The following is a 25,338-nucleotide window of genomic DNA, read 5'->3' as shown; positions in this document are numbered from 1 at the left end:
CGGTAATAGCGATGCACGGAACAATCACAACCTGGTTTGAAGATAAAGGTTTCGGTTTTATCAAAGATGAAAACGGTGACAATCGTTATTTTCATGTGATTAAGGTCGCCAACCCTGAGCTGATTAAGAAAGATGCTTCGGTGACTTTCGAGCCAACGACCAACAATAAGGGCTTATCGGCCTTCGCCGTAAAAGTCGAACCTGAAAGCAAGTACATCTACATTGCCGGTGAGCGCATCAAAATCACGGCAATTAAGTCCTTCCTGGTTTACAGCGAAGAAGTGCCTGCCGAGACGAAGATCGATAAAGAAAATGCCGTGCTGTCTGTGGGCGCATTGATGAACAGCATCCGCCCGAAATCAGAACCTAAGCCCGGGGAAATGCGCACGCTGAAAAAGCTGGCGGTTACCACGTTCCAGGGTTCAACGTTAATTTTCTCGGAAGATGAAATTGATGTGGAAGCCACAATGAAGATTCTGAAAAATCTGTAACGCATTACCGGGGCGGTGTTTTGAAACCGCCCTTATTTATTCTGATAGCCAATCTGCTATTAAATGGTGATTTTCTTCCCGCCGCGACTGACCGTCGTCGCTTGCCCATCGGCCCCGTAAAGATTCGGTTCCTGATGCGGCTTGAGCACCGCTAACGCTTGTTCATTACGCGCTAGCTGATCCTCGAGTAACCAACCGTTATGTTGGTTGATTTCACGTAAATGCTGTGTTTTTTGCGTAATCGTCTGCCACCGCTGGCTAATATCCGTGCTGCCTGTGTTTTCTGCATTCTGTTCGGCACGGCGAAGCTGCTCGAGATAATCAAGTGTTGCAAGCAGTGAGCTTTTATCTTCGGTAATGCGCTGTAATGCACTGCCATTCACATGGCCTGCGGATAATTGTTGCTGCTCGGCGTCCATCACCTCTTTAAGAGAGTTGAGCACCACAGTCATTTGATCCATCACTTCTAACAGACGATTCATGCAATTATTTACTCGATAAATTACTCGTCATACTTCAAGTTGCAGGGGCGTTGGCCGCACTGGTTATCCGAATCTCTTACTAAGGTAAGCTCATCGGCATAATTTCTCTTGCCGCCTACCTGGAACCTGAATTATTTAGAGCTTCACTTTGAGCTTGCTGGATTAACGCGTCGGCAATTTTGCCGGTATCCATTTTAAGCTCACCGTTGCGGATCGCCGTTTTGAGTGCTTCAACGCGTTCCATATTGATATCACCGCTGCCGGGTTGAATTAACTTCGCCTGCGCGTCACTCAGCGTCACGTTAGTGCTATTTGGCGTGGTGCTTTTTTCCAGGCGGCTCTTTTGAATCGGAGCTTCTGGCGTCTCACGCGGTTGTACGGTACTTACCGGTTTCAAAGGAGACGTGCGATCAATGCTCATTTTCTTTCCTCATCGCGGGGCAATATCAATCATCTGTTAAAATATTATCGGCAGTTTTCACGGAACCTTTAAAGCCTTCTTGGGCTTCAATGGAATATTACAAGTTAATCAGAATATTCCCATCCGTGCCGACGACGCCACTCACAATTTGCCCCGAATCCATCCGCACACGTGCATTTTGAGCGACGGCGGCATTGTTCAGCGCTTTGCCTTCGCTGTTCACACTAAATCCTTCCCCCGCCGCCACGACCTGCACCCGCTGCCCGGCTTTAACTCGCCAGGACTGACGCACCATCGACAGCATAATAGGCTGATTGGGCGCAATATCACGCAGCGTCACCGCGCTATTTGCCTGCTGAATATCCAACATGGCTCGCGGAGGTAATTGATCCAGCCTTCCGCGTTTGAGCTGCACCTGGCTTTCATTTATCACGCTTCCGCGCGGCAGTGCCTGAGCGGCAACCACATAATTTCCTGTCGCCTGGACTTCAGCCTGAATGAAACGCTTATCGCTTCCACAACGTGCCAGAACACTCACGTTGCCCCAGAGACGGCTATTACCCGGCATCGAAAAATCGGGAAGCGGGCAGGGGGGCAATTGCGCATCAGGGGTTTTCACAATCACCGACACTTCATCGCTAATTCCCGCCAGACGCTGCTGAAAAAACTGGCTCAACGGCGCATCCAGAATACTGGCTAATGCCGGTGGGCAAGCCAGCAGAATGGCAAGAGTGCTCCAGGTTTTCAGACCGTTCATGACGCTTCTCCTTGTTCAGGTTGCAGTGATTTTAACCGCATACGGAATTGATCAAGGCGATAAATAGCGACGCATTTTGTGTCTATTCCAACGATAACGCACGCGTAAGGCGCTTTAAGCTGTCGGACAAATCCTAATTATGCGGAGGGAACATGCTAGACAAACTGGATGCCGCGCTGCGATTTCAGCAAGAAGCGATAAATTTGCGCGCCCAGCGTCAGGAGATTCTGGCGGCGAATATCGCCAATGCCGATACCCCAGGCTATCAGGCTCGCGATATTGATTTTGCCAGTGAAATGAAAAAAGTGATGGACAGAGGACGCGTTGAAGGCAGCGGCGTATCGCTCGCTTTAACCTCTTCTCGCCATATTCCGGCGCAAACCCAAACGGTCCCGCAGCTTGATCTCCTTTACCGCATTCCTGACCAGCCGTCGATGGATGGCAACACCGTCGATATGGACCGCGAACGTACGCAGTTTGCGGATAACAGCCTGAAATACCAGTCAGACCTGACGGTTCTTGGCGGGCAAATCAAAGGCATGATGTCAGTGCTGCAACAGGGGGGCTAATAGATGGCTTTACTGAATATTTTTGATATCGCGGGCTCGGCGATGGCCGCGCAATCCAAAAGGATGAACGTGGCGGCGAGTAACCTGGCTAACGCCGATAGTGCTACCGGCCCGGATGGCCAACCGTATCGCGCTAAGCAGGTTATTTTCCAGGTTGATGCCGCTCCAGGCGCTGAAACTGGCGGCGTAAAAGTCACTGGCGTGGAAGAGAGCCAGGCACCCGACAAACTGGTGTTTCAGCCGGGCAATCCGCTGGCGGATGCCAAAGGTTACGTGCGTATGCCGAATGTGGATGTGGTGGGTGAGATGGTTAACAGCATGTCAGCCTCGCGCAGCTATCAGGCCAACGTGGAAGTACTCAACACCGTGAAAAGCATGATGTTGAAAACCCTGACTATTGGTCAGTAAAGGAGTGACTGATGTCCATCGCCGTTAATATCAACGACACCACAGCCAGTGGTGTTAATACGTTATCGGGTAATAGCAGCCTGACCGGGAGTAACGCCTCCGATCTTCAGAGCAGCTTCTTAACGCTGCTCGTCGCGCAGTTGAAAAACCAGGACCCGACTAACCCTCTGCAAAATAATGAACTGACCACGCAGCTTGCGCAAATCAGTACCGTGAGCGGCATTGAAAAACTCAACACTACGTTGGGTTCGGTGTCGGGCCAGTTAACCAATAACCAGTCGGTACAGGCCAGCGCCTTGATTGGTCACGGCGTAATGATCCCCGGTTCGAAAATTCTCGCCGGCAGCGAAGCTACCACGCCGTTTGGCGTTGAGCTGCAACAAGCTGCTGACAAAGTTACCGCAACAATCACCGATAACACCGGCAAAGTGGTGCGCACACTTGATGTGGGAGCCCTGAGCGCAGGCGTTCATACCTTCACCTGGGATGGCAGCATGACGGACGGCACCACCGCTCCGGACGGGGCTTATAACGTCGCCATCAGCGCCAGTAATGGCGGTACTCAGTTGGTCGCTCAACCGCTTAATTTTGCGTTGGTTAACGGTGTGACACTCAGTAATGGCAAGACCTTGCTCGACCTCGGTACTTACGGCACCTCCACCCTCGACGACATCAGGCAGATTATTTAAGCCTTCAACCCTTTGCAGGAGTAAGACATGGCCTTTTCTCAAGCGGTCAGCGGCCTGAATGCTGCGGCCACCAACCTGGACGTGATTGGTAACAACATCGCCAACTCCGCCACCTACGGCTTTAAATCCGGCAGCGTTTCTTTTGCCGATATGTTTGCGGGCTCCAAAGTGGGCCTGGGCGTGAAAGTCGCAGGCATTACCCAGGACTTTGGCGACGGTACCACCACCAATACCGGACGTGGTCTGGATGTGGCGATTAGCCAGAATGGTTTCTTCCGGCTGGTGGATACCAACGGTTCTGTCTATTACAGCCGTAACGGCCAATTCAAACTGGACGAAAACCGTAATCTGGTCAACATGCAGGGTATGCAGTTGACCGGCTATCCGGCAACCGGTACGCCGCCAACCGTTCAGGAAGGGGCAAACCCGGTTGGGCTTTCTGTTCCTAATACATTGATGGCGGCAAAACTGACTTCTCAGGCGTCGATGCAGATCAACCTCAACTCCTCTGATCCCCTGCCTGAAGTGAAACCTTTCGACCCAACCAACTCGGCAAGCTACAACAAAAAAGGTTCTATCACCGTTTATGACACCCTGGGTAACTCCCATGACATGAACGTGTTTTATGTGAAAACGGCTGATAACAAATGGGATATGTATACCCAGGACAGCAGCGTTGTAGGCTCTAAAGCGGTACGCGCGGGGGCCATTAACTTTAACGCTAACGGCAGCATTACAGACATTTCTGTTGCCAGTGCAACCGATCCAAACGATCCCACTCAGGACACCACCAGTACGACGCCAACATTTTCAGTGACAACCGGCGCACTGAACGGCGCGACGCCGGTGAAATTTGACTTCAGCCTGCTCAACTCCATGCAGCAAAACACCGGCTCAAACAACATCGTGGCTGCCAATCAAAACGGCTATAAGCCAGGCGATCTGGTGAGTTACCAGATTAACGAAGACGGCAGCATCGTCGGTAACTACTCCAACGAGCAAACCCAACTGTTAGGCCAGATAGTGCTGTCGAACTTTGCGAATCCGGAAGGGCTGGCCTCCGAAGGGAACAACGTCTGGGCGGCGACTAACTCCTCCGGGGTTGCGCTGTTGGGTACGGCAGGTTCAGGTAACTTCGGTACGCTGACCAACGGTGCGCTGGAATCCTCGAACGTCGACCTGAGTAAAGAGCTGGTCAATATGATCGTCGCGCAGCGTAACTACCAGTCGAATGCGCAGACCATCAAAACCCAGGACCAGATCCTGAACACCCTGGTTAACCTGCGCTAATCACTGACGGGATAGCTTAATGGATCACGCAATTTATACCGCTATGGGGGCGGCCAGTCAGACGCTGAATCAACAGGCGGTGACGGCCAGCAACCTGGCAAATGCTTCAACGCCGGGATTTCGTGCTCAGCTCACCGCGCTACGAGCGGTTCCGGTAGAAGGGCTCTCTTTGCCAACGCGCACGCTGGTGACGGCTTCAACGCCGGGCGCTGATATGTCGCAGGGCCAGCTTGATTACACCCAACGTCCGCTGGATGTTGCCCTGCAACAAGATGGCTGGCTGGCGGTACAAAGTGCTGATGGTACAGAAGCCTATACCCGCAACGGCAATATGCAGGTCAGCCCTGCCGGGCAACTTACCATCGCCGGGCAGCCGGTGATGGGGGAAGGCGGCCCGATTGCCGTCCCTCAGGGCTCGCAGCTCACTATCGCCGCTGACGGCACGATTTCGGCTCTCAATCCAGGGGATTCGCCCAATACCGTGGCACCGATTGGCCGCCTGAAACTGGTGAAAGCCAGCGGCCAGGAAGTGGTGCGCGGGGATGACGGATTCTTCCGTCTCAGCGCTGCGGCGCAGGCTACGCGTGGTGCGACTTTGCAGGCTGATGCCACCATCAAAGTGATGCCTGGCGTACTGGAAGGCAGCAACGTTAAGCCGGTGGAAGCGATGGCCGACATGATTTCTAACGCCCGCCGTTTTGAGATGCAGATGAAAATTATCTCAAGCGTTGATGAGAACGAACAGCGCGCCAATCAGTTGCTCTCAATGACCTGATATCCGTGCTGTTGTCGGGTGTCGCTGCGCTCGCCCGACCTACGAAACATCGATTTTGTAGGGGGATTAGCGTCAGCGACATCCACCATTTGCGTCACCTGACCTACGAAACATAGGTTCTAACAGGAATTCATTATGATCAGTTCTTTATGGATCGCCAAAACCGGGCTTGATGCTCAACAAACCAATATGGATGTGATTGCTAACAACCTGGCAAACGTCTCCACCAACGGTTTTAAGCGTCAGCGTGCGGTATTCGAAGACTTGCTTTATCAAACTATTCGCCAGCCGGGAGCGCAATCGTCCGAGCAGACCACGTTACCGTCAGGTTTGCAGATTGGTACCGGCGTACGTCCGGTTGCCACCGAACGTCTGCATAGCCAGGGCAACCTGTCTCAGACCAATAATAGCAAAGATGTGGCAATCAAAGGCCAGGGGTTCTTCCAGGTGCAGTTGCCGGATGGCACCAGCGCCTATACCCGCGACGGTTCCTTCCAGGTGGACCAAAACGGCCAGTTGGTGACGGCGGGCGGTTTCCAGGTTCAGCCTGCTATCACTATTCCGGCTAACGCCCTGACGATTACCGTTGGACGCGATGGGATTGTAAGCGTGACTCAGCAGGGGCAGGCGCAGCCTGTTCAGGTAGGTCAGCTTAATTTGACCACCTTTATGAATGATACCGGTCTGGAAAGTCTGGGTGAAAACCTGTACGCCGAAACCCAATCTTCCGGTACGCCAAACGAGAGCACTCCTGGCCTTAATGGCGCAGGTTTGTTGTATCAGGGGTACGTTGAAACCTCTAACGTCAATGTTGCGGAAGAGCTGGTGAATATGATCCAGGTTCAGCGCGCTTACGAAATCAACAGTAAAGCTGTTTCTACTACCGATCAGATGCTGCAAAAACTTACGCAACTGTAAGGCGTTTGCCGGTGTGCATGTCGCACCGGCTGTCGTTATCTGAATGACCTGAAGATGAAAGCAATGAAAAAACCCATGGTTCTCCGTCCTGGCTTGATATGCCTGGTGCTCGCCACAAGTGGCTGTGCGCTGATACCTACTAAACCGCTGGTGGAAGGGGCGACGACGGCCCAGCCGGTGCCGGGGCCTGCACCGGTCATCAACGGTTCTATTTTCCAGACGGCGCAACCGGTGAACTATGGTTATCAACCCCTGTTTGAAGACCGCCGCCCGCGTAACGTCGGCGATACCTTGACCATTGTGCTCCAGGAAAATGTCAGCGCGAGTAAAAGCTCCTCGGCGAATGCCAGCCGCGACGGCAAAACAAACTTTGGTTTCGACGTAACACCTCGTTATCTCGAGGGGTTATTTGGTAACGATCGCGCGTCAGTGGATGCCTCTGGCGGCAATAGCTTTAACGGTAAAGGTGGCGCGAATGCCAGCAACACCTTTAGCGGAACCTTAACCGTGACGGTCGATCAGGTGCTGGCTAACGGCAACCTGCACGTCGTGGGTGAAAAACAGATAGCCATTAATCAGGGTACCGAATTTATTCGTTTCTCCGGCGTGGTGAATCCTCGCACCATCAGCGGCACCAATACCGTGTCATCCACGCAAGTGGCGGATGCGCGTATCGAATATGTTGGCAACGGCTATATCAACGAAGCGCAGAACATGGGCTGGTTGCAACGCTTCTTCCTTAATTTATCGCCGATGTAAGCGAGGGACACATGACCAAATATCTATTCGGATTGTTAATGCTGGTGGCAACGCTTGCTCAGGCCGACCGTATCCGCGACCTGACAACCGTTCAGGGCGTGCGTGAAAACTCCCTGATTGGCTATGGTCTGGTGGTAGGGCTTGATGGAACGGGTGACCAGACCACGCAAACGCCTTTCACCACCCAGACGCTAAATAACATGCTGTCGCAGTTGGGGATTACCGTTCCGGCGGGCACCAATATGCAGCTCAAAAACGTCGCAGCGGTGATGGTGACGGCGAAATACCCGGCGTTCGCGCGTTCCGGACAAAATATTGACGTCGTGGTTTCTTCGATGGGTAATGCTAAAAGCCTGCGCGGCGGCACACTATTGATGACGCCGCTTAAAGGGGTTGATAACCAGGTTTATGCCCTGGCGCAAGGCAACATTCTGGTCGGTGGCGCTGGTGCTTCAGCCGGTGGCAGCAGCGTTCAGGTCAACCAGCTTAACGGCGGGCGTATTACTAACGGGGCGGTAATTGAACGTGAATTACCGGGCACTTTTGGCAGCGGGAATATTATCAGCCTGCAATTGAACAATGACGACTTTACGCTTGCCCAGCAAATCACCGATACCATCAACCGCTCGCGTGGTTTTGGTAGCGCTTCGGCACTTGATGCCCGCACCATCCAGATTCGCGTCCCGAGCGGTAACAGCTCGCAGGTACGTCTGTTGGCAGATATCCAGAACCTGGAAGTGAATATGCCAGCCCAGGACGCGAAAGTGATCATTAACTCGCGTACCGGATCGGTAGTGATGAACCAGGAAGTCACACTCGATACCTGTGCCGTCGCGCAGGGGAATTTGTCTGTCACGGTAAATCGCCAGGCGCAGGTAAGCCAGCCTGATACGCCATTTGGTGGGGGGCAAACCGTGGTGACGCCGCAAACGCAAATCGACCTGCGTCAAAATGGCGGGGCGCTGCAACGGGTTAACGCCAGCGCCAATCTGAATAATGTGGTTCGGGCGCTAAACACGTTAGGTGCATCGCCGATGGAACTGATGTCGATTCTGCAGTCGATGCAAACCGCAGGCTGTTTACGTGCCAAAGTGGAAATCATCTGATGCTTAACGATACCCAGTCACTGGCGAATGCTGCATGGGATGCTAACTCGCTTAACGAGCTAAAAGCGAAAACCGGGCAAGATCCAAAAGGCAACATGAAGTCGGTTGCCCGCCAGGTGGAAGGGATGTTTGTCCAGATGATGTTAAAAAGCATGCGTGAGGCGCTGCCAAAAGATGGCCTGTTTAGCAGCGAGCAGACGCGCATGTATACCAGCATCTATGATCAGCAAATCGCGCAGCAGCTCAGCGCCAAAGGGCTTGGGCTGGCAGACATGATGGTTGAGCAGATGGGCGGCAATGCCGACCCGTCTGAAGATGCCGGTAAAGTGCCGATGAAATTTGATCTGCAAACCACCACCAGTTTCCAGAATCAGACATTAACGCAGATGGTACGCCAGGCGATTCCGAAAGTGCCGTCTAACGAAGAACCGCTGACGGGAGACAGTAAAGACTTCCTGGCGCAGCTTTCGTTACCGGCAAGGCTTGCCAGTGAGCAGAGCGGCATTCCGCACCACTTGATTCTGGCGCAGGCTGCGCTGGAGTCAGGTTGGGGCCAGCGGCAAATCCTCACTGAAAAAGGCGAGCCGAGCTTTAACCTGTTCGGTGTGAAGGCCAGCAGCAACTGGAAAGGGCCGGTGACGGAGATCACTACCACCGAATATGAGAATGGTGAAGCGAAAAAGGTGAAGGCCAAATTCCGTGTCTACAGCTCATATCTCGAAGCGCTGTCTGACTACGTCGGTTTGCTGACGCGTAACCCTCGTTACGCCGCAGTGACCAGTGCGAATACCGCAGAACAGGGCGCGCAAGCCCTGCAAAATGCGGGTTATGCCACCGATCCGAATTATGCCCGCAAGCTAACCGGCATGATTCAGCAGATGAAAGCGATGGGTGAGAAAGTGGCGAAAGCGTACAACAACGATCTCTCTAATTTGTTCTGAAAAAACTCAAGTCCTGCATCAGCCTGCCGATATTACTTATTGATTTGAGGCTAATGACAAACTTCTGTTGTAGGTCGGATAAGCAGTAGTGCCATCCGACATAACAGGTGGATGGCGCTGGCGCTTATCCACCCTACAAAAACGATTAAGACTTTGTCAGGAATATATTAAGGAACCCCCATGTCCAGTAGCCTGATTAACAGTGCCATGAGTGGCCTGGGTGCTGCTCAGGCGGCACTGAATACCGTCAGTAACAATATTTCGAACTACAACATTACCGGTTATACCCGCCAGACCACCGTTTTGTCTCAGTCGCAAAGCACGCTGGGAGCCGGTGGCTGGATTGGCAATGGTGTGCAAGTCAGCGGTGTGCAACGTGAATATGATGCGTTTATCACTAACCAGTTGCGCGCGGCACAAACGCAAAGCAGCGGTCTGAATACCCAGTACCAGCAGATGTCTAAAATTGACAATATTCTGTCTGGCACCACCAACAGCCTCGCAACCACCATGCAGAGTTTTTTCACTGGCTTGCAAACGCTGGTCAGTAACTCTGAAGACCCGGCTGCGCGTCAGGCATTACTGGGTAATGCAAGCGGCCTGGTAAATCAGTTTAAGGTGACCGATCAATATCTTCGCGATCAGGATAAGCAGGTGAATACCGCTATTCAGAGCAGCGTGGAACAAATCAATAATTACGCCAGCCAGATTGCCAATCTGAATACCCAAATTTCACGGATGACCGGCGTAGGAGCGGGTGCGGCACCGAACGATCTTCTCGATCAGCGCGATCAACTGGTGAGCGAGCTTAACCAGATTGTGGGCGTTGAGGTGAGCGTGCAGGATGGTGGGACGTATAACGTTTCCATTGCCAACGGTTTATCTCTGGTGCAGGGCGATAAAGCGAACAAACTGGCGGCGGTAGGTTCGGATGCGGATCCTTCCCGTATTACCGTTGGCTATGTTGATTCAGTTTCAGGCACCACCGAAATCCCTGAAAGCCAACTGAAAAGCGGCACGCTTGGCGGGATGCTGACTTTCCGTTCGCAGGATCTCGACAGCGCCCGTAACCGTCTGGGGCAACTGGCTCTGACGTTTGCTGATGCGATTAACAAACAGCATGGTAAAGGGTTTGATGCTGGCGACCCGGCTAAGGCAGGCGGTGACTTTTTCAAATTCGGCGGCCCGGCGGTTCTGAGCAATAGCAATAATGCGTCTAAATCCACCACGCTTACCGCAAGCATGACGGACAGCTCCCAGGTACAGGCCAGCGACTACAAAGTGGTTTACGACGGCAAGGACTGGCAAGTTACGCGTCTGTCGGATAATAAGCAGTTTACGGCTGCGGTTACCGATGATGGCACCGGTAAAATGAGCATGAGCTTCGACGGGCTGAAGCTCGATATTAGCGGTGCTGCACCGACTAAAAATGACAGCTTTACCGTAAAACCGGTGTCAGATGCGGTAGTAAATATGGGCGTGCTGATCACTGACGAAAGTAAGCTGGCATTGGCTGGCGCAGCAGACAACGGTGAAAGCGATAACCGCAATGCTCAGGCGATGCTGGATTTGCAAAATGGCAAGATAGTCAACGGCAACAAATCGTTTAACGATGCCTATGCCAGTCTTGTAAGCGATGTGGGTAACAAAACCAGCACACTGAAAGTCACCAGCACGACGCAGAATAACGTGGTCACGCAGCTCAGCAACCAACAGCAGTCCATCTCTGGCGTTAACCTTGACGAAGAGTACGGTAACTTGCAGCGTTTCCAACAATATTACCTCGCGAATGCGCAGGTTCTTCAGACGGCATCAACCCTGTTTGATGCGTTACTGTCCATCCGTTAATTAAGGGAACTGGCGTATGCGTATCAGTACCGCAATGATGTACCAGCAGAATATGCGTGGCGTAACCGACGCGCAAAGCGAGTGGCTGCGTTACGGTGAACAAATGTCTACCGGTAAACGCGTCAATAAGCCCTCTGATGACCCTATTGCCGCTTCGCAGGCGGTGGTGTTGTCCCAGGCTCAGGCGCAAAACAGCCAGTATGCTTTAGCCCGGACTTTTGCGACGCAAAAAGTCTCCCTGGAAGAAAACGTGTTAGGCCAGGTGACCACGGCGATTCAATCGGCGCAGGAGAAGATCGTTTATGCCGGTAACGGCACGCTGAGCGACGATGACCGTGCTTCGCTGGCGACCGATCTGGAAGGTATTCGTAATCAAATCTTAAACCTTGCCAACAGTACCGATGGCAACGGGCGCTATATTTTTGCCGGATACAAAACGGAATCTGCCCCGTTTAGCGGTGGGACGGGAAGTGTGACTTACAGCGGCGGCAGTACGCCGGTTTCTCAAACCGTGGATGCATCCCGCACGATGACAATCGGCCACACCGGAACGCAAATTTTTGATTCGCTGACCAGCAATGCCGTTCCTGAACCGGATGGCTCGCCGTCTGAAAGTAATCTGTTTAATATGCTGGACTCCGCGATTAGCGCGCTGAAAAAGCCCGCTGCCGATTTGACTGACGTAGAGCAGGGCGCGGTAGATAAAACCAACCGTGGGCTAAAAAACTCACTCAATAACGTGCTGACGGTACGTGCGGAGTTGGGTACTCAGCTTAATGAACTGGATAAGCTTGATGAATTAGGCAGTGACCGTGGCTTAGGCCAGGCGCAGCAGATGAGTGATTTAGTGGATGTAGACTGGAACTCTGCCATCTCTTCTTATGTGATGCAGCAGGCGGCACTTCAGGCTTCATACAAAGCGTTCAGCGATATGCAAGGGATGTCCCTGTTCCAGCTTAATCGATAATTGTTATTACCTTTTTGGGCGTGCCATGAAACTGGGTACGCTTTATCTGCCCGCTCTGGCACCCCTGAGTGGGCTTTTTTTTGCCCGAAAAAGAGGGGGAATCGCAGCAAATAAAAAAGCCGACCGGTTTCCCGATCGGCTTTTTAGCAACGCTTAGCGATTAGTCAGTGCTTTGCGGGCGTGTTGCTGGCGCTGTTGCCTGGTGAGTTGCACTGCTACCACCAGCAGAACCGCGGCCACTGAAGTCATACGTTGGGCGGACCCAATCGCTCTGACGTGGCGCTTCTGGCGTGTACTCAGGGGCTGGAGCACGCGTCATAGGAGCCGTTGCATGTTTAACCACATGCGTAACAACCGGAACTTCTGGCTGCACGACTTTCACCACTGGTGTGGTTTCCACGACCGTTTCTTTCGCAACAGTCTCTTCAACGCCAGTTTTTTCAACTTCAGTTGCTTCAACTACAGCTTCCTGAGCGACAGCGTCATGAACCACAGGTTGTGCAGCAACAGTCACTTCTGGTTGCTTAACTTCTTCAACCGGAGCCTCTGGTGCCGTTTGTGCAACAACAACCGGCGCTTCCTGAGCAAGTTCTGCCGCCTGCTGCGGATGATTTTCCACAGCGACTTCATCTTGTGCAGGTTTGACTTCGTCGATCACTTGTTCAGCAACAACGTCATCTTCAACAGCAATCAAATGCGGCTGTTCAGTCACTGGCGTGGCAATAATTTCCGGATGCGTCGTTTCTACTTGCGCAGTTTCAATGTGCGCAGTTTCAACCGTTTTATCTTCAGCAACGTGTTGCGCTACCTGATGAACCGCTGGCTGCTCAATGTTCACGTAAGCCGTTTCTTGTTCATGTGGAACAAACGCAGGGGTCTGTTCAACATTGCTCTCGAACTGCGACTCTTCTTGCGAACGAGCTACCGGGTAACTAATCCAGGCTTTACCGGAGGCTAACTCAGGTGACGCACAGGCAACGATCAACGGCATTGGTGACTGCGTTGGGTAACGCTCATCACGATAACGACGACGACGCTGGCCGCTCACACGCAGGTGGCGTGGGGAACGACGAGAACGACGCGGCATACCGTTGGCGTCGTTACGAGAATCGCTGTTGTCTTCTTGCTCAACAGCAGCTTTCTCAATAACGGCTGGTAACGGGATAGTTGCCAATTCGGTACGTGCAACAGGTGCCGCTGGTGCTTCAGAAACAACAGGCGTTGCTGTAACCTCGGCCGCAGAATCTGGTGCAGATTCGAAGCGTACTTTCTGGTTTAGCTGGCGCTGTTTACGGCGCGGCATAACCTGGACGCGTTCTTCCTGCTCAGCTTCAACTTCTACTACCGCGTCTTCACGCTGCAGAACTTTGACTTCTTGCTGGGCCTGGCGTTTATCATCGCTACGGCGACGGTTACGTTCACGGCGTGGTTGCTGCTCATCACGGGCTTTTGGCTTTTCAGCTTCTTCCACTACGTTCTGACGAGTTTCACGCACTTCTGCATTTTGTTGTTGACCCTGGCGACGGTTGCGACGGTTTTCGTCGCGATCGCGATTTTCACGCGGCTCACGGTTGTCACGATTTTCGTTGCGGTTGTCGCGGTCACCACGATTATCACGATCGCGGTTATTGCGATCGCCACGATCGTTACGGTCACGGCGGTTATTCTGACGACGGTTGTTACGGCGCTCCTGGCCTTGACGCTGGCTTTCTGCCTCAGCAGGTTTCGCTTCCTCAACGTCTTTGTTTTCGGTGGTGCTTTCGCCTGCAAACAGCTTTTTCAGCGCACCGAAGAAACGGCTGATCAGACCCGGTTGTTCAACCGTAGTTGCTTTTGCTACAGCTGGTTTTGCCGCTGGGGCTGGCGTTGCAACAGGTGCTGATTCTTGTGGAGCCGGTGGCACTTCTGGCATCACAAAGGTCGCAAGAGCGGGTTGTTCAGGACGCTTACGTTCCGCGTACTCTTCTTCAGATGGCATCGCCATCTCTTCTTCGTAACGCTTCGGCAGCATGTAGCTAAGGGTTTTGCTCTCTTCGCCTTTGCGCACGCGCAGTACGGAGTAGTGCGGAGTTTCCATCTGATCGTTTGGCACAATGATGGCTTTCACGCCGCCCTGACGGGTTTCAATCGCGCTGACTGCATCACGTTTTTCGTTCAGCAGGTAAGAGGCAATGGGCACAGGAACAATCGCGTGAACTTCTTGGGTGTTCTCTTTCAGCGCTTCTTCTTCAATCAGACGCAGAATGGAGAGTGCCATGGATTCGTTGTCACGCACGGTACCTGTTCCGCTACAACGCGGGCAGACGTGGTGGCTGGACTCGCCCAGAGAAGGGGAGAGACGCTGACGAGACATTTCAAGCAGGCCGAAGCGCGAGATATGGCTAATCTGGATACGCGCACGATCCTGACGTACCGCTTCACGCAGACGGTTTTCTACCGCACGCTGGTGGCGCACTGGTGTCATGTCGATGAAGTCGATGACAATCAGGCCGCCGAGGTCACGCAAACGCAGTTGGCGCGCGATTTCATCAGCCGCTTCAAGGTTAGTATTGAAGGCTGTTTCTTCGATATCGCCACCGCGAGTTGCGCGCGCGGAGTTGATGTCGATGGCTGTTAACGCTTCGGTGGAGTCGATAACAATCGAGCCGCCGGATGGCAGACGGACTTCACGCTGGAAAGCGGATTCAATCTGCGATTCAATCTGGTAGTGGCTAAACAGCGGGATTTCACCGGTGTAGAGCTTAATTTTGCTGCTGAAATCAGGGCGACCCAGAGCACCGATATGCTGGCGAGCCAGTTCGAGTACTTTCGGGTTATCGATAAGAATTTCACCGATATCCTGACGCAGGTAATCACGGAAAGCACGAACGATAACGTTGCTTTCCTGATGGATAAGGAATGGAGCAGGGCGATTTTCCGCCGCTTTTTGAATCGCTTCCCAGTGCTTCAGACGGAAGCTTAAATCCCATTGCAGTGCTTCAGCGGATTTACCCACGCCAGCGGTACGTACAATCAGACCCATGCCGTCTGGCAGTTCCAGAGAGGAAAGAGCTTCTTTCAGTTCAGTGCGATCGTCACCCTCAATGCGGCGTGAAATACCACCGGCACGTGGGTTATTCGGCATCAGTACTAAATAACTGCCTGCCAGACTAATAAAGGTGGTCAAGGCTGCACCTTTATTACCACGTTCTTCTTTATCGATCTGAACAATCACTTCCTGGCCTTCGCGCAAAACATCTTTAATGTTCGGACGACCATGTGATGAATAATTAGACGGGAAGTATTCGCGGGCAATTTCTTTAAGAGGGAGGAAACCATGACGTTCCGCGCCGTAATCTACAAATGCCGCTTCCAGACTTGGTTCAATACGGGTGATTTTACCTTTATAGATGTTGGCTTTTTTCTGTTCGTGTCCAGGACTTTCAATATCCAGATCGTACAGGCGCTGCCCATCTACAAGGGCGACACGCAACTCTTCTTGCTGAGTCGCGTTTATTAGCATTCTTTTCATCGTAACTTACTCATTATTCTTACATTGGTGACAAAGCTACGGGCATGGTGACGCTGACCGGGAGTGAACCGATGGCCTCGTGACTAAACGCTAAGTCGCCAACCTCACGGTTGTCGCTTGCTGAGAGGCGCAAAGTGTCGGTAGCCTGTATTTCATACGGAAATACAGCGCAATTATCGTGGGAATAACCTTAGAATGTTTCTTAAGAGTTGATTCCATTTTACCGGTCAGGCTGCAACCCGCAGCCCGCTAACTGCCTGAAAGTACAATACGTCTTACGCCATTGCTGCGTGGATGGACGTTCAGGCAAAACTGGTAATTCCGCAAAATTCCTTGTTCTAACAAGTATCCACACGGAAAACCGCAACATTATTCCATTGCTAACCTTATTATAGCAAGATGACTTTTGCCTTTGATGCCTCGTTTCTTACAGTTTTTTAACTCACTTTTTCGTTGCGTGTCGCAGAAAATAAAAAAAGGGGAGTTAGACGGCTCAAAACTAGGCAGATTCTCAGTTAAGCACATAAAAATGAGTGGCGCTATGCGCGCACGCTATTTAGAATCGCCGACCATGAAAACTCAGACTCCTTCAGTACAAATCGTTGCCATTTCCGCCGATGAAGCCGGGCAACGTATCGACAACTTTTTGCTCGCTCGTTTAAAAGGCGTGCCGAAAAGCATGATTTATCGCATTTTGCGTAAAGGCGAAGTGCGCGTGAATAAAAAACGCATTAAGCCTGAATATAAAATCCAGGATGGCGACGAAATTCGTATTCCTCCGGTTCGCGTTGCGGAACGCGAAGAGGAAGCTGTCTCCCCGCACCTGCAAAAAGTAGCGGCGCTTACCGATGCTATTTTGTATGAAGATGATCATATTCTGGTGCTTAACAAGCCATCCGGCACTGCCGTTCATGGCGGCAGCGGTTTAAGTTTTGGCGTTATTGAAGGTTTACGCGCTCTGCGCCCTGAAGCGCGATTCCTTGAGCTGGTGCATCGTCTTGACCGCGATACTTCCGGGATTTTACTGGTTGCCAAGAAACGTTCCGCATTGCGGTCTTTGCATGAGCAACTCCGTGAAAAGGGGATGCAGAAGGATTATCTCGCGCTGGTGAGAGGCCAGTGGCAGTCGCACATGAAAGTGGTGCAGGCGCCATTGCTGAAAAATATTTTGCAAAGCGGTGAGCGCATCGTGCGGGTAAACAGCGAAGGTAAACCCTCTGAAACACGCTTTAAAGTGGAAGAGCGTTATGCTTTTGCAACGCTTGTGCGCTGTAGCCCGGTAACAGGCCGTACCCACCAGATTCGCGTGCATACGCTGCATGCAGGCCACCCGATTGCTTTTGACGATCGTTACGGTGACCGTGAATTTGACAAGCAACTTGTAGGGACAGGGCTGAACCGCTTGTTCCTGCATGCCGCGGCGTTACGTTTTACCCATCCTAATACCGGTGAAATTATGCGCGTTGAAGCGCCGCTGGACGAGCAGTTAAAGCGTTGCCTTAACTTTTTGCGTAATGCCCGGTAGGTGACAGCCCGGTATTTTGTGGCGGATGGCACGTTGTTAATCCGCCCGGAATTAGTTTTGTAGGTCGGATAAGCGGCTGGGCCATCCGACATGCTCTGCTCTAATAAGAAGCGGATTAACGCCTTCGTTTCGCAACATTTCACACAGGGCAATAAGCGGTAATCCGACAAGCGTGTTGGGATCGCGCCCCTCTAGCTTTTCAAACAACGTAATCCCCAGCCCTTCGCTCTTAAAACTGCCCGCACACTGTAACGGCTGTTCTTTACGGACATAGTTGCGGATCTCTTGTTCACTCAGATGGCGAAAATGGACATCAAACGGCTCGCAAATCACCTGTAAATTTCCGGATGCGGAGCTATAAAGCGCCAAACCTGTATAAAATGTAACAATGCTGTTGCGAGCAATCAGCAATTGTTCCACCGCTTTTTCTTCGGTATGCGGTTTGCCGGCGATTTTCCCGTCTAATACGCAGACCTGATCTGAGCCGACAATCAGATGATTTGGATACTTTGCGCTCAATACCTGAGCTTTAGCTTGCGCCAGGCGCATGACGAGTTGGCGGGCATCTTCACCCGGAATTGGTGTTTCATCGACTTGTGGAGCCGCAGCGGTAAAGGGGATGCCGAGCTTTTCAAGCAGTTCCCGACGGTATGGCGAGGTTGAGGCCAGAACAATTTGCGTCATATTTTTTTCATTAATGATAGCGATCCATGAAAAGGCATTTTAAACTATGCCACCGCAATGTGTGCGAATAAGTAGAAAAGGCACTGTTTACAGGCTTTTTCTTTGACTCTATGACGTTACAAAGTTAATATGCGCGCCCTATGCAAAAAGTAAAATTACCCCTGACTCTCGATCCGGTTCGTACGGCTCAAAAACGCCTTGATTACCAGGGTGTTTACACCCCTATTCAGGTAGAGCGCGTCGCCGAGTTTGTAGTCAGTGTAGACAGTGATGTGGAATGCGATATGCGATTTGCTATCGATAACCAACGCCTTGCGGTTCTTACCGGTGATGCGAAGGTTTCGGTAACATTGGAATGTCAGCGTTGCGGAAAGCCGTTTGCTCATCAGGTCTACACACAGTATTGTTTTAGCCCGATCGTCAAAGACGAGCAGGCTGAAGCACTCCCGGAAGGATATGAACCAGTTCAGGTCAACGAATTTGGTGAAATCGACCTTCTGGCTCTGGTTGAAGATGAAATTATCCTCTCCTTGCCAGTGGTTCCGGTGCATGATTCTGAACACTGTGAAGTGTCCGAGGCGGACATGGTCTTTGGCAAACTGCCTTCCGAGGCGGAGAAACCAAACCCATTTGCCGTATTAGCCAGTTTAAAGCGTAAGTAATTGAGGAGTAAGGTCCATGGCCGTACAACAGAATAAACCAACCCGTTCCAAACGTGGCATGCGTCGTTCCCATGACGCGCTGACCACAGCTACCCTGTCCGTGGACAAAGTTTCTGGCGAAACTCATCTGCGTCACCACATCACCGCCGACGGTTACTACCGCGGCCGCAAGGTTATCGCTAAGTAATCTGGCGATACCTTGACACGTCTAACCCTTGCGTTAGATGCCATGGGTGGGGACTTCGGTCCTTCCGTGACAGTGCCTGCAGCATTGCAGGCACTGGACTCTAACTCCGAGTTAAACCTTCTATTAGTCGGCGATCCCGACGCCATCACGCCATTACTTGCCAAAGCTGATTTTGAAAAACGCTCACGTGCGCAGATTGTGCCTGCGGAGTCGGTTATTGCCAGTGATGCAAGACCTTCGCAAGCGATCCGAAATAGTCGCGGATCCTCAATGCGAGTGGCTCTTGAGTTAGTGAAAGAAGGGCGAGCGCAAGCTTGTGTTAGTGCAGGCAATACCGGTGCACTAATGGGGCTGGCTAAATTATTGCTCAAACCGATAGAAGGGATTGAGCGCCCGGCACTGATGACGGTATTACCGCATCAGCAAAAAGGCAAAACAGTCGTGCTGGATCTCGGCGCGAATGTCGATTGTGACAGCAATATGCTGGTGCAATTCGCGATTATGGGTTCGGTAATGGCAGAGGAAGTTCTCGGCATTTCTGCACCTAGGGTCGCATTGCTGAACATTGGCGAAGAAGAGACGAAAGGTCTCGACAGTATTCGCGATGCCTCAGCCTTATTAAAAACAATGCCTTCTATCAACTATATTGGTTATCTTGAAGCTAACGAGTTGTTGACGGGAAAAACCGATGTGCTGGTATGTGATGGCTTTGTCGGAAACGTCACTCTCAAGACGATGGAAGGGGTAGCGAGAATGTTCCTCTCGCTTTTGAAATCACAAGGCGAAGGGAAAAAACGGTCGTGGTGGCTGATTATATTGAAACATTGGTTACAAAAAAGCCTGACAAGGCGATTCAGTCACCTCAACCCCGACCAGTATAATGGCGCCTGTCTGTTAGGATTGCGCGGCACCGTGATTAAGAGTCATGGTGCGGCCAATCAGCGAGCGTTTGTTGTCGCGATTGAACAGGCAGTGCAGGCGGTGGCGCGGCAAGTCCCTTCGCGGATTGCTGCCCGCCTGGAATCTGTATTACCCAAGAGTGACTGACGTACATGTATACGAAGATTATTGGTACGGGCAGCTTCCTGCCTGAACACGTGCGCACCAACGCCGATCTGGAAAAAATGGTGGATACTTCTGACGAGTGGATTGTCACCCGTACAGGTATTCGTGAACGCCATATTGCAGCGCCAAACGAAACCGTGGCAACGATGGGTTTCACGGCAGCAACTCGCGCCCTGGAAATGGCCGGTATTGATAAGTCCGACATTGGCTTAATCATTGTTGCAACAACGTCCTCGACACACGCTTTCCCAAGTGCTGCCTGTCAGATTCAGGCGATGCTGGAAATTAAAGGTTGCCCGGCGTTTGATGTCGCTGCCGCTTGTGCGGGTTTCACCTACGCGTTAAGCATTGCTGACCAGTACGTTAAGTCCGGTGCGGTAAAACACGCGCTGGTTATTGGTTCTGACGTTTTGGCTCGCACCTGTGATCCAACCGATCGTGGAACGATTATTATTTTTGGTGATGGTGCCGGTGCCGTTGTGCTTGGCGCTTCTGAAGAGCAGGGCATCATTTCCACCCACCTGCATGCCGATGGTAGCTACGGTGACCTGCTGGCGCTGCCAAATGCCGATCGCGTGAATCCTGAAAATTCGATTCACCTGACCATGGCGGGCAATGAAGTATTTAAAGTTGCGGTGACTGAGCTTGCTCACATCGTTGACGAAACCCTGGCGGCTAATAATCTCGACCGCTCTGCGCTCGACTGGTTAGTGCCACATCAGGCAAACCTGCGCATTATCAGCGCGACGGCGAAAAAGCTGGGGATGTCGATGGATAACGTCGTTGTTACCCTTGATCGCCACGGTAACACCTCAGCGGCTTCCGTTCCGGCAGCACTGGATGAAGCAGTTCGTGATGGACGGATCCAACGTGGCCAACTGATATTGCTGGAAGCGTTCGGCGGCGGATTCACCTGGGGTTCAGCACTGGTTCGTTTTTGATTATTAGGGATTTAACCATGACTCAATTTGCTTTTGTTTTCCCTGGGCAAGGTTCGCAAGCAGTAGGTATGCTGGCAGAAATCGCAGCAGAAAACCCTGTTGTTGAAGCAACCTTCCGTGAAGCTTCTGACGCGTTGGGCTATGATCTGTGGGCTCTGGCTCAACAAGGTCCAGCAGAAGAGCTGAACAAAACTTGGCAGACACAGCCTGCATTGCTGACCGCTTCTGTCGCTTTGTGGCGCGTCTGGCAGCAGCAGGGTGGCAAAACCCCTGTAATGATGGCAGGGCATAGCCTGGGTGAATATTCAGCGCTGGTGTGTGCTGGCGTGATTGATTTCGCAGATGCGGTACGTCTGGTCGAATTACGCGGCAAATTGATGCAAGAAGCGGTTCCTGCGGGCACTGGCGCAATGTATGCGATCATCGGTCTTGATGATGCGTCTATTGCTAAAGCCTGTGAAGAATCCGCTCAGGGCGAAGTGGTTTCTCCGGTGAACTTTAACTCTCCGGGCCAGGTCGTCATCGCGGGGAACAAAGACGCCGTTGAGCGTGCGGGTGCTGCTTGTAAAGCCGCCGGCGCAAAACGCGCTTTGCCACTGCCTGTAAGCGTGCCTTCGCACTGCGCACTGATGAAACCTGCGGCAGATAAACTGGCCGTGGCTCTGGAAAACATCACTTTCAACGCGCCTGCTGTTCCGGTTGTGAATAACGTAGACGTGAAATGTGAGACTTCGCCAGAAGCTATCCGTAGCGCTCTGGTACGTCAGCTTTACAGCCCAGTACAGTGGACTAAATCTGTAGAATTTATGGCAGCGCAGGGTGTGACCCAGTTGCTGGAAGTAGGGCCGGGTAAAGTATTGACTGGTCTGACAAAACGTATTGTTGACACACTGACTGCTTCGGCGATTAACGAGCCGGTCGCACTGTCAGCGGCGCTCGAGCAATAAGACGAGGGAAACCCATGAGTTTTGAAGGAAAAATTGCGCTGGTAACCGGCGCAAGCCGCGGTATCGGCCGCGCAATCGCGGAGACCTTAGTGGCCCGCGGTGCGAAAGTTATCGGTACTGCGACCAGCGAAAGCGGTGCGCAGGCGATCAGTGATTATCTGGGCGAAAACGGTAAAGGTTATATGTTGAATGTGACCGATCCGGCGTCTATCGAAGCTGTTTTAGGAAATATTCGCGCAGAATTTGGCGAAGTGGACATTCTGGTCAATAATGCCGGTATCACTCGTGATAATCTGTTAATGCGCATGAAAGATGACGAATGGAACGATATTATCGAAACCAATCTGTCATCAGTTTTCCGTCTGTCAAAAGCGGTAATGCGCGCTATGATGAAAAAGCGTCATGGTCGTATTATCACTATCGGTTCTGTGGTTGGTACCATGGGAAATGCTGGTCAGGCTAACTACGCTGCGGCGAAAGCAGGTCTGATCGGTTTCAGTAAATCTCTGGCGCGCGAAGTTGCGTCACGTGGTATTACTGTAAACGTTGTTGCTCCGGGCTTTATTGAAACGGACATGACGCGTGCGCTTTCTGATGAACAGCGTGCGGGTATACTGGCGGAAGTTCCAGCGGGTCGTTTAGGCGACGCAAAAGAAATCGCCAGTGCTGTTGCATTTTTAGCCTCTGACGAGGCGGGTTACATCTCTGGTGAGACCCTGCACGTCAATGGCGGAATGTATATGGTTTAACCACGATATAAAACTATTTGCGTTATTTGGGCGAATGCCCGCAAAATAGCGTAAAATCGTGGTATGACCTGCCGGGATTTAGTTGCATCTTTTTCAACATTTTATACACTACGAAAACCATCGCGAAAGCGAGTTTTGATAGGAAATTTAAGAGTATGAGCACTATCGAAGAACGCGTTAAGAAAATTATTGGCGAACAACTGGGCGTTAAGCAGGAAGAAGTTATCAACTCCGCTTCCTTCGTAGAGGACCTGGGCGCTGATTCTCTTGACACCGTTGAGCTGGTAATGGCTCTGGAAGAAGAGTTTGATACTGAGATTCCGGACGAAGAAGCTGAGAAAATCACCACCGTTCAGGCTGCCATTGATTACATCAACGGTCACCAGGCGTAAGTGAACATCTCCAGGCGGTCATTCGACCGCCTGAGTTTTATCTAATTGTCCCACAAGTCCTATTTTTTCCCTCCCTGGAGGACAAACGTGTCTAAGCGTCGTGTAGTTGTGACCGGACTGGGCATGTTGTCTCCTGTCGGCAATACCGTAGAGTCTACCTGGAAAGCTCTCCTTGCCGGTCAGAGTGGCATCAGCCTAATCGACCATTTCGATACTAGCGCCTATGCAACGAAATTTGCTGGCTTAGTAAAGGATTTTAACTGTGACGACATCATTTCGCGCAAAGAACAGCGCAAAATGGATGCCTTCATTCAATATGGAATTGTTGCTGGCCACCAGGCCATGCTGGATTCTGGTCTGGAAGTAACGGAAGAGAACGCAATCCGTATCGGCGCCGCTATCGGTTCTGGTATTGGTGGTCTGGGTCTTATCGAAGAGAACCACACCTCTCTGGTGAACGGTGGCCCACGTAAGATCAGCCCGTTCTTTGTACCGTCTACTATCGTAAATATGGTGGCAGGTCACCTGACCATTATGTTCGGCCTGCGTGGGCCAAGCATTTCCATCGCTACAGCGTGTACTTCTGGTGTGCATAACATCGGTCAGGCAGCGCGTATGATCGCTTATGGCGATGCAGACGCTATGCTGGCAGGTGGTGCAGAGAAAGCCAGTACACCGTTAGGCGTGGGTGGCTTTGGTGCTGCGCGTGCGCTCTCAACTCGCAATGAAAACCCGCAAGCGGCAAGCCGTCCGTGGGATAAAGACCGTGATGGTTTTGTGCTGGGTGATGGCGCGGGCATGATGGTACTCGAAGAGTACGAACATGCTAAAAAACGTGGCGCGAAAATCTACGCAGAAGTCGTTGGTTTTGGTATGAGCAGCGATGCTTATCACATGACTTCTCCGCCAGAAAATGGGGCGGGTGCTGCACTGGCTATGGAAAATGCTTTGCGTGATGCAGGTATTACTCCAGGCATGGTGGGTTATGTGAACGCCCATGGCACCTCTACGCCAGCTGGCGATAAAGCTGAAACGCAGGCGGTTAAGACTATTTTTGGTGAAGACGCCTACCGTGTTTTGGTGAGCTCAACCAAGTCTATGACCGGTCACCTGTTAGGTGCTGCGGGGGCGGTAGAGTCAATCTACTCCGTGCTCGCGCTGCGCGATCAGGCGATTCCACCAACAATTAACCTCGATAATCCTGACGAAGGTTGCGATCTGGACTTTGTTCCTCATGAAGCGCGCCAGGTGAAAGGAATGGAGTACACTCTGTGTAACTCCTTCGGGTTTGGTGGTACAAACGGCTCATTGATCTTTAAAAAGGTCTAATCAGCCAATCATAAAGGGCTCGCTTGCGGGCCCTTTATGCATCTCACGTCTCCCTTCTCTTGCTGCATCCTTCCTGCACTGGCACTCTTAACTCACAGAACATTTGGGAGTTGTTATGTATTTAATCAATGGTGAGTTAACGGCACACTTACCTGCAAACGATCGCGCAGTGCAGTTTGGTGACGGCTGTTTCACTACGGCGCGTGTTGTTAACGGTAAGGTTCGTTTTTTAGAACAGCATATCGACCGGTTAAAACATGCCTGTGAAAAACTTCTGATCCCGTTTGTCGAATGGTCTTTGCTTGAGACTGAAATGCAGCAGATGGCGGCGGCCGAGCAATTAGCTGTCCTGAAAGTAGTTATTACGCGCGGTCAGGGGGGGCGAGGTTATAGCGCTGCAAATTGCCTGCATCCTGCTCGCCTGCTTAGCGTTTCCGCTTATCCTGGTTTTTATCCGCAATGGCGTGAACAGGGAATAAGCCTTGCATTAAGCCCGATTCAATTAGGCATCAACCCCCATCTTGCAGGTATTAAACATCTTAATCGCCTCGAACAGGTGCTGATTCGTACGCATCTTGAACAGACGTCAGCTCAAGAAGCCCTGGTTCTTGACAGCGATGGGTGGCTTACGGAATGCTGTGCCGCTAATTTGTTCTGGCGTAAAGGATCTCAGGTGTTTACGCCCAATATAGATAAATCTGGTGTAAATGGCACCATGCGCCAGCATATTATCGCCTGTCTTGCCGGTTCATCCTGGCAGATAACCGAAGTGCGAGAAAAATTGGACACCTTGGCTCAGGCTGATGAGGTACTGATTTGTAACGCATTGATGCCAGTGATCCCTGTTAATCAGGCGCAATCCTGGCGATTTGAGTCTCGCGAGCTTTATCAATTTTTAGCGCCACTGTGTGAGTAACCGATTTCC

27 protein-coding genes are annotated in these 25,338 nt (G+C 51.8%); 22 read left to right on the top strand and 5 right to left on the bottom strand.

The window, feature by feature from the left end; translation table 11 throughout:
* Positions 1-5 precede the first annotated feature (5 nt).
* Entirely contained in the window at positions 6-491 is a 486-nt protein-coding gene (locus AB1E22_RS01690; protein WP_367597302.1) for a cold shock domain-containing protein, read from the top strand.
* A gap of 59 nt (positions 492-550) precedes the next feature.
* Here AB1E22_RS01690 and flgN read toward each other — a convergent pair whose 3' ends face one another.
* The 3 genes from flgN to flgA form a co-directional block, all read right to left on the bottom strand.
* Positions 551-973 (bottom strand): flagella biosynthesis chaperone FlgN, encoded by a 423-nt coding sequence (gene flgN, locus AB1E22_RS01685; protein ID WP_367593785.1) that lies wholly within the window; start codon positions 971-973, stop codon positions 551-553.
* A gap of 115 nt (positions 974-1,088) precedes the next feature.
* A complete protein-coding gene (gene flgM, locus AB1E22_RS01680; RefSeq protein ID WP_367593784.1) occupies positions 1,089-1,394 on the bottom strand; it encodes a flagellar biosynthesis anti-sigma factor FlgM in 306 nt (101 codons plus the stop codon).
* A 97-nt stretch (positions 1,395-1,491) separates the two neighbouring features.
* Positions 1,492-2,151 carry a flagellar basal body P-ring formation chaperone FlgA gene (gene flgA, locus AB1E22_RS01675; protein ID WP_367593783.1) on the bottom strand — a complete coding sequence of 220 codons (660 nt, stop codon included), beginning with the start codon at positions 2,149-2,151 and terminating at the stop codon, positions 1,492-1,494.
* A 152-nt stretch (positions 2,152-2,303) separates the two neighbouring features.
* Here flgA and flgB point away from each other — a divergent pair, with 152 nt between their 5' ends.
* The 11 genes from flgB (at position 2,304) to flgL (ending at position 12,421) form a co-directional block, all read left to right on the top strand.
* Positions 2,304-2,720, top strand: coding sequence for a flagellar basal body rod protein FlgB (flgB, locus tag AB1E22_RS01670; protein ID WP_064557739.1), 417 nt, complete (start codon positions 2,304-2,306; stop codon positions 2,718-2,720).
* A gap of 3 nt (positions 2,721-2,723) precedes the next feature.
* Positions 2,724-3,128 (top strand): flagellar basal body rod protein FlgC, encoded by a 405-nt coding sequence (gene flgC / locus AB1E22_RS01665; RefSeq protein WP_367593782.1) that lies wholly within the window; start codon positions 2,724-2,726, stop codon positions 3,126-3,128.
* An 11-nt stretch (positions 3,129-3,139) separates the two neighbouring features.
* On the top strand, positions 3,140-3,817 hold the full coding sequence (flgD, locus tag AB1E22_RS01660) for a flagellar hook assembly protein FlgD (protein WP_367593781.1): 678 nt from the start codon (positions 3,140-3,142) through the stop codon (positions 3,815-3,817).
* Positions 3,818-3,844: 27 nt separating this feature from the next.
* Positions 3,845-5,107 carry a flagellar hook protein FlgE gene (gene flgE / locus AB1E22_RS01655; RefSeq protein ID WP_367593780.1) on the top strand — a complete coding sequence of 421 codons (1,263 nt, stop codon included), beginning with the start codon at positions 3,845-3,847 and terminating at the stop codon, positions 5,105-5,107.
* A 19-nt stretch (positions 5,108-5,126) separates the two neighbouring features.
* Positions 5,127-5,882, top strand: a complete 756-nt coding sequence (locus AB1E22_RS01650) for a flagellar basal body rod protein FlgF (protein ID WP_367593779.1) — start codon at positions 5,127-5,129, stop codon at positions 5,880-5,882.
* A gap of 135 nt (positions 5,883-6,017) precedes the next feature.
* The gene (gene flgG / locus AB1E22_RS01645) at positions 6,018-6,800 is read left to right on the top strand and encodes a flagellar basal-body rod protein FlgG (protein ID WP_064517889.1); all 783 of its coding nucleotides are present in this window, start codon (positions 6,018-6,020) and stop codon (positions 6,798-6,800) included.
* Positions 6,801-6,863: 63 nt separating this feature from the next.
* Positions 6,864-7,559 (top strand): flagellar basal body L-ring protein FlgH, encoded by a 696-nt coding sequence (gene flgH / locus AB1E22_RS01640; protein ID WP_367593778.1) that lies wholly within the window; start codon positions 6,864-6,866, stop codon positions 7,557-7,559.
* Between the two features lie 11 nt (positions 7,560-7,570).
* Positions 7,571-8,665: a flagellar basal body P-ring protein FlgI gene (locus AB1E22_RS01635; RefSeq protein WP_367593777.1), complete on the top strand. Its 1,095-nt coding sequence runs from the start codon at positions 7,571-7,573 to the stop codon at positions 8,663-8,665.
* The gene (gene flgJ, locus AB1E22_RS01630) at positions 8,665-9,606 is read left to right on the top strand and encodes a flagellar assembly peptidoglycan hydrolase FlgJ (RefSeq protein ID WP_367593776.1); all 942 of its coding nucleotides are present in this window, start codon (positions 8,665-8,667) and stop codon (positions 9,604-9,606) included. The genes AB1E22_RS01635 and flgJ overlap by 1 nt, the downstream gene beginning before the upstream one ends.
* A 180-nt stretch (positions 9,607-9,786) precedes the next feature.
* Positions 9,787-11,454, top strand: coding sequence for a flagellar hook-associated protein FlgK (flgK, locus tag AB1E22_RS01625; protein WP_367593775.1), 1,668 nt, complete (start codon positions 9,787-9,789; stop codon positions 11,452-11,454).
* Between the two features lie 16 nt (positions 11,455-11,470).
* Positions 11,471-12,421: a flagellar hook-associated protein FlgL gene (flgL, locus tag AB1E22_RS01620; RefSeq protein ID WP_367593774.1), complete on the top strand. Its 951-nt coding sequence runs from the start codon at positions 11,471-11,473 to the stop codon at positions 12,419-12,421.
* A 160-nt stretch (positions 12,422-12,581) separates the two neighbouring features.
* Here the strand turns inward: flgL and rne are convergent, their stop codons facing one another.
* Complete coding sequence (rne, locus tag AB1E22_RS01615; protein ID WP_367593773.1) at positions 12,582-15,932, bottom strand: ribonuclease E; 3,351 nt, start codon at positions 15,930-15,932, stop codon at positions 12,582-12,584.
* Positions 15,933-16,503: 571 nt separating this feature from the next.
* On the opposite strand from rne, the gene rluC reads away from it, so the two are divergent.
* Positions 16,504-17,457 (top strand): 23S rRNA pseudouridine(955/2504/2580) synthase RluC, encoded by a 954-nt coding sequence (rluC, locus tag AB1E22_RS01610; RefSeq protein ID WP_367593772.1) that lies wholly within the window; start codon positions 16,504-16,506, stop codon positions 17,455-17,457.
* A gap of 51 nt (positions 17,458-17,508) precedes the next feature.
* Here rluC and AB1E22_RS01605 read toward each other — a convergent pair whose 3' ends face one another.
* Positions 17,509-18,141, bottom strand: a complete 633-nt coding sequence (locus AB1E22_RS01605; RefSeq protein ID WP_367593771.1) for a Maf family protein — start codon at positions 18,139-18,141, stop codon at positions 17,509-17,511.
* A 140-nt stretch (positions 18,142-18,281) separates the two neighbouring features.
* On the opposite strand from AB1E22_RS01605, the gene yceD reads away from it, so the two are divergent.
* The 9 genes from yceD (at position 18,282) to pabC (ending at position 25,329) form a co-directional block, all read left to right on the top strand.
* A complete protein-coding gene (yceD, locus tag AB1E22_RS01600; RefSeq protein WP_367593770.1) occupies positions 18,282-18,803 on the top strand; it encodes a 23S rRNA accumulation protein YceD in 522 nt (173 codons plus the stop codon).
* 16 nt (positions 18,804-18,819) lie between these two features.
* Positions 18,820-18,990, top strand: a complete 171-nt coding sequence (rpmF, locus tag AB1E22_RS01595; RefSeq protein WP_073980962.1) for a 50S ribosomal protein L32 — start codon at positions 18,820-18,822, stop codon at positions 18,988-18,990.
* A gap of 12 nt (positions 18,991-19,002) precedes the next feature.
* On the top strand, positions 19,003-20,037 hold the full coding sequence (gene plsX / locus AB1E22_RS01590) for a phosphate acyltransferase PlsX (protein ID WP_367593769.1): 1,035 nt from the start codon (positions 19,003-19,005) through the stop codon (positions 20,035-20,037).
* 5 nt (positions 20,038-20,042) lie between these two features.
* Complete coding sequence (locus tag AB1E22_RS01585) at positions 20,043-20,996, top strand: beta-ketoacyl-ACP synthase III (protein WP_367593768.1); 954 nt, start codon at positions 20,043-20,045, stop codon at positions 20,994-20,996.
* 17 nt (positions 20,997-21,013) lie between these two features.
* On the top strand, positions 21,014-21,943 hold the full coding sequence (gene fabD, locus AB1E22_RS01580) for an ACP S-malonyltransferase (protein WP_367593767.1): 930 nt from the start codon (positions 21,014-21,016) through the stop codon (positions 21,941-21,943).
* 14 nt (positions 21,944-21,957) lie between these two features.
* A complete protein-coding gene (gene fabG, locus AB1E22_RS01575; protein ID WP_367593766.1) occupies positions 21,958-22,692 on the top strand; it encodes a 3-oxoacyl-ACP reductase FabG in 735 nt (244 codons plus the stop codon).
* 155 nt (positions 22,693-22,847) lie between these two features.
* Positions 22,848-23,084 carry an acyl carrier protein gene (gene acpP / locus AB1E22_RS01570; RefSeq protein WP_034456161.1) on the top strand — a complete coding sequence of 79 codons (237 nt, stop codon included), beginning with the start codon at positions 22,848-22,850 and terminating at the stop codon, positions 23,082-23,084.
* An 87-nt stretch (positions 23,085-23,171) separates the two neighbouring features.
* Entirely contained in the window at positions 23,172-24,413 is a 1,242-nt protein-coding gene (gene fabF, locus AB1E22_RS01565) for a beta-ketoacyl-ACP synthase II (protein ID WP_367593765.1), read from the top strand.
* 115 nt (positions 24,414-24,528) lie between these two features.
* Complete coding sequence (pabC, locus tag AB1E22_RS01560) at positions 24,529-25,329, top strand: aminodeoxychorismate lyase (RefSeq protein ID WP_367593764.1); 801 nt, start codon at positions 24,529-24,531, stop codon at positions 25,327-25,329.
* Positions 25,330-25,338 lie beyond the last annotated feature (9 nt).

The organism is Buttiauxella gaviniae, from assembly GCF_040786275.1.
Lineage (GTDB): Bacteria > Pseudomonadota > Gammaproteobacteria > Enterobacterales > Enterobacteriaceae > Buttiauxella > Buttiauxella gaviniae_A.
The sequence above is the reverse complement of the archived record's forward strand: the minus strand, read 5'-3'. Positions and strand labels throughout refer to the sequence as shown.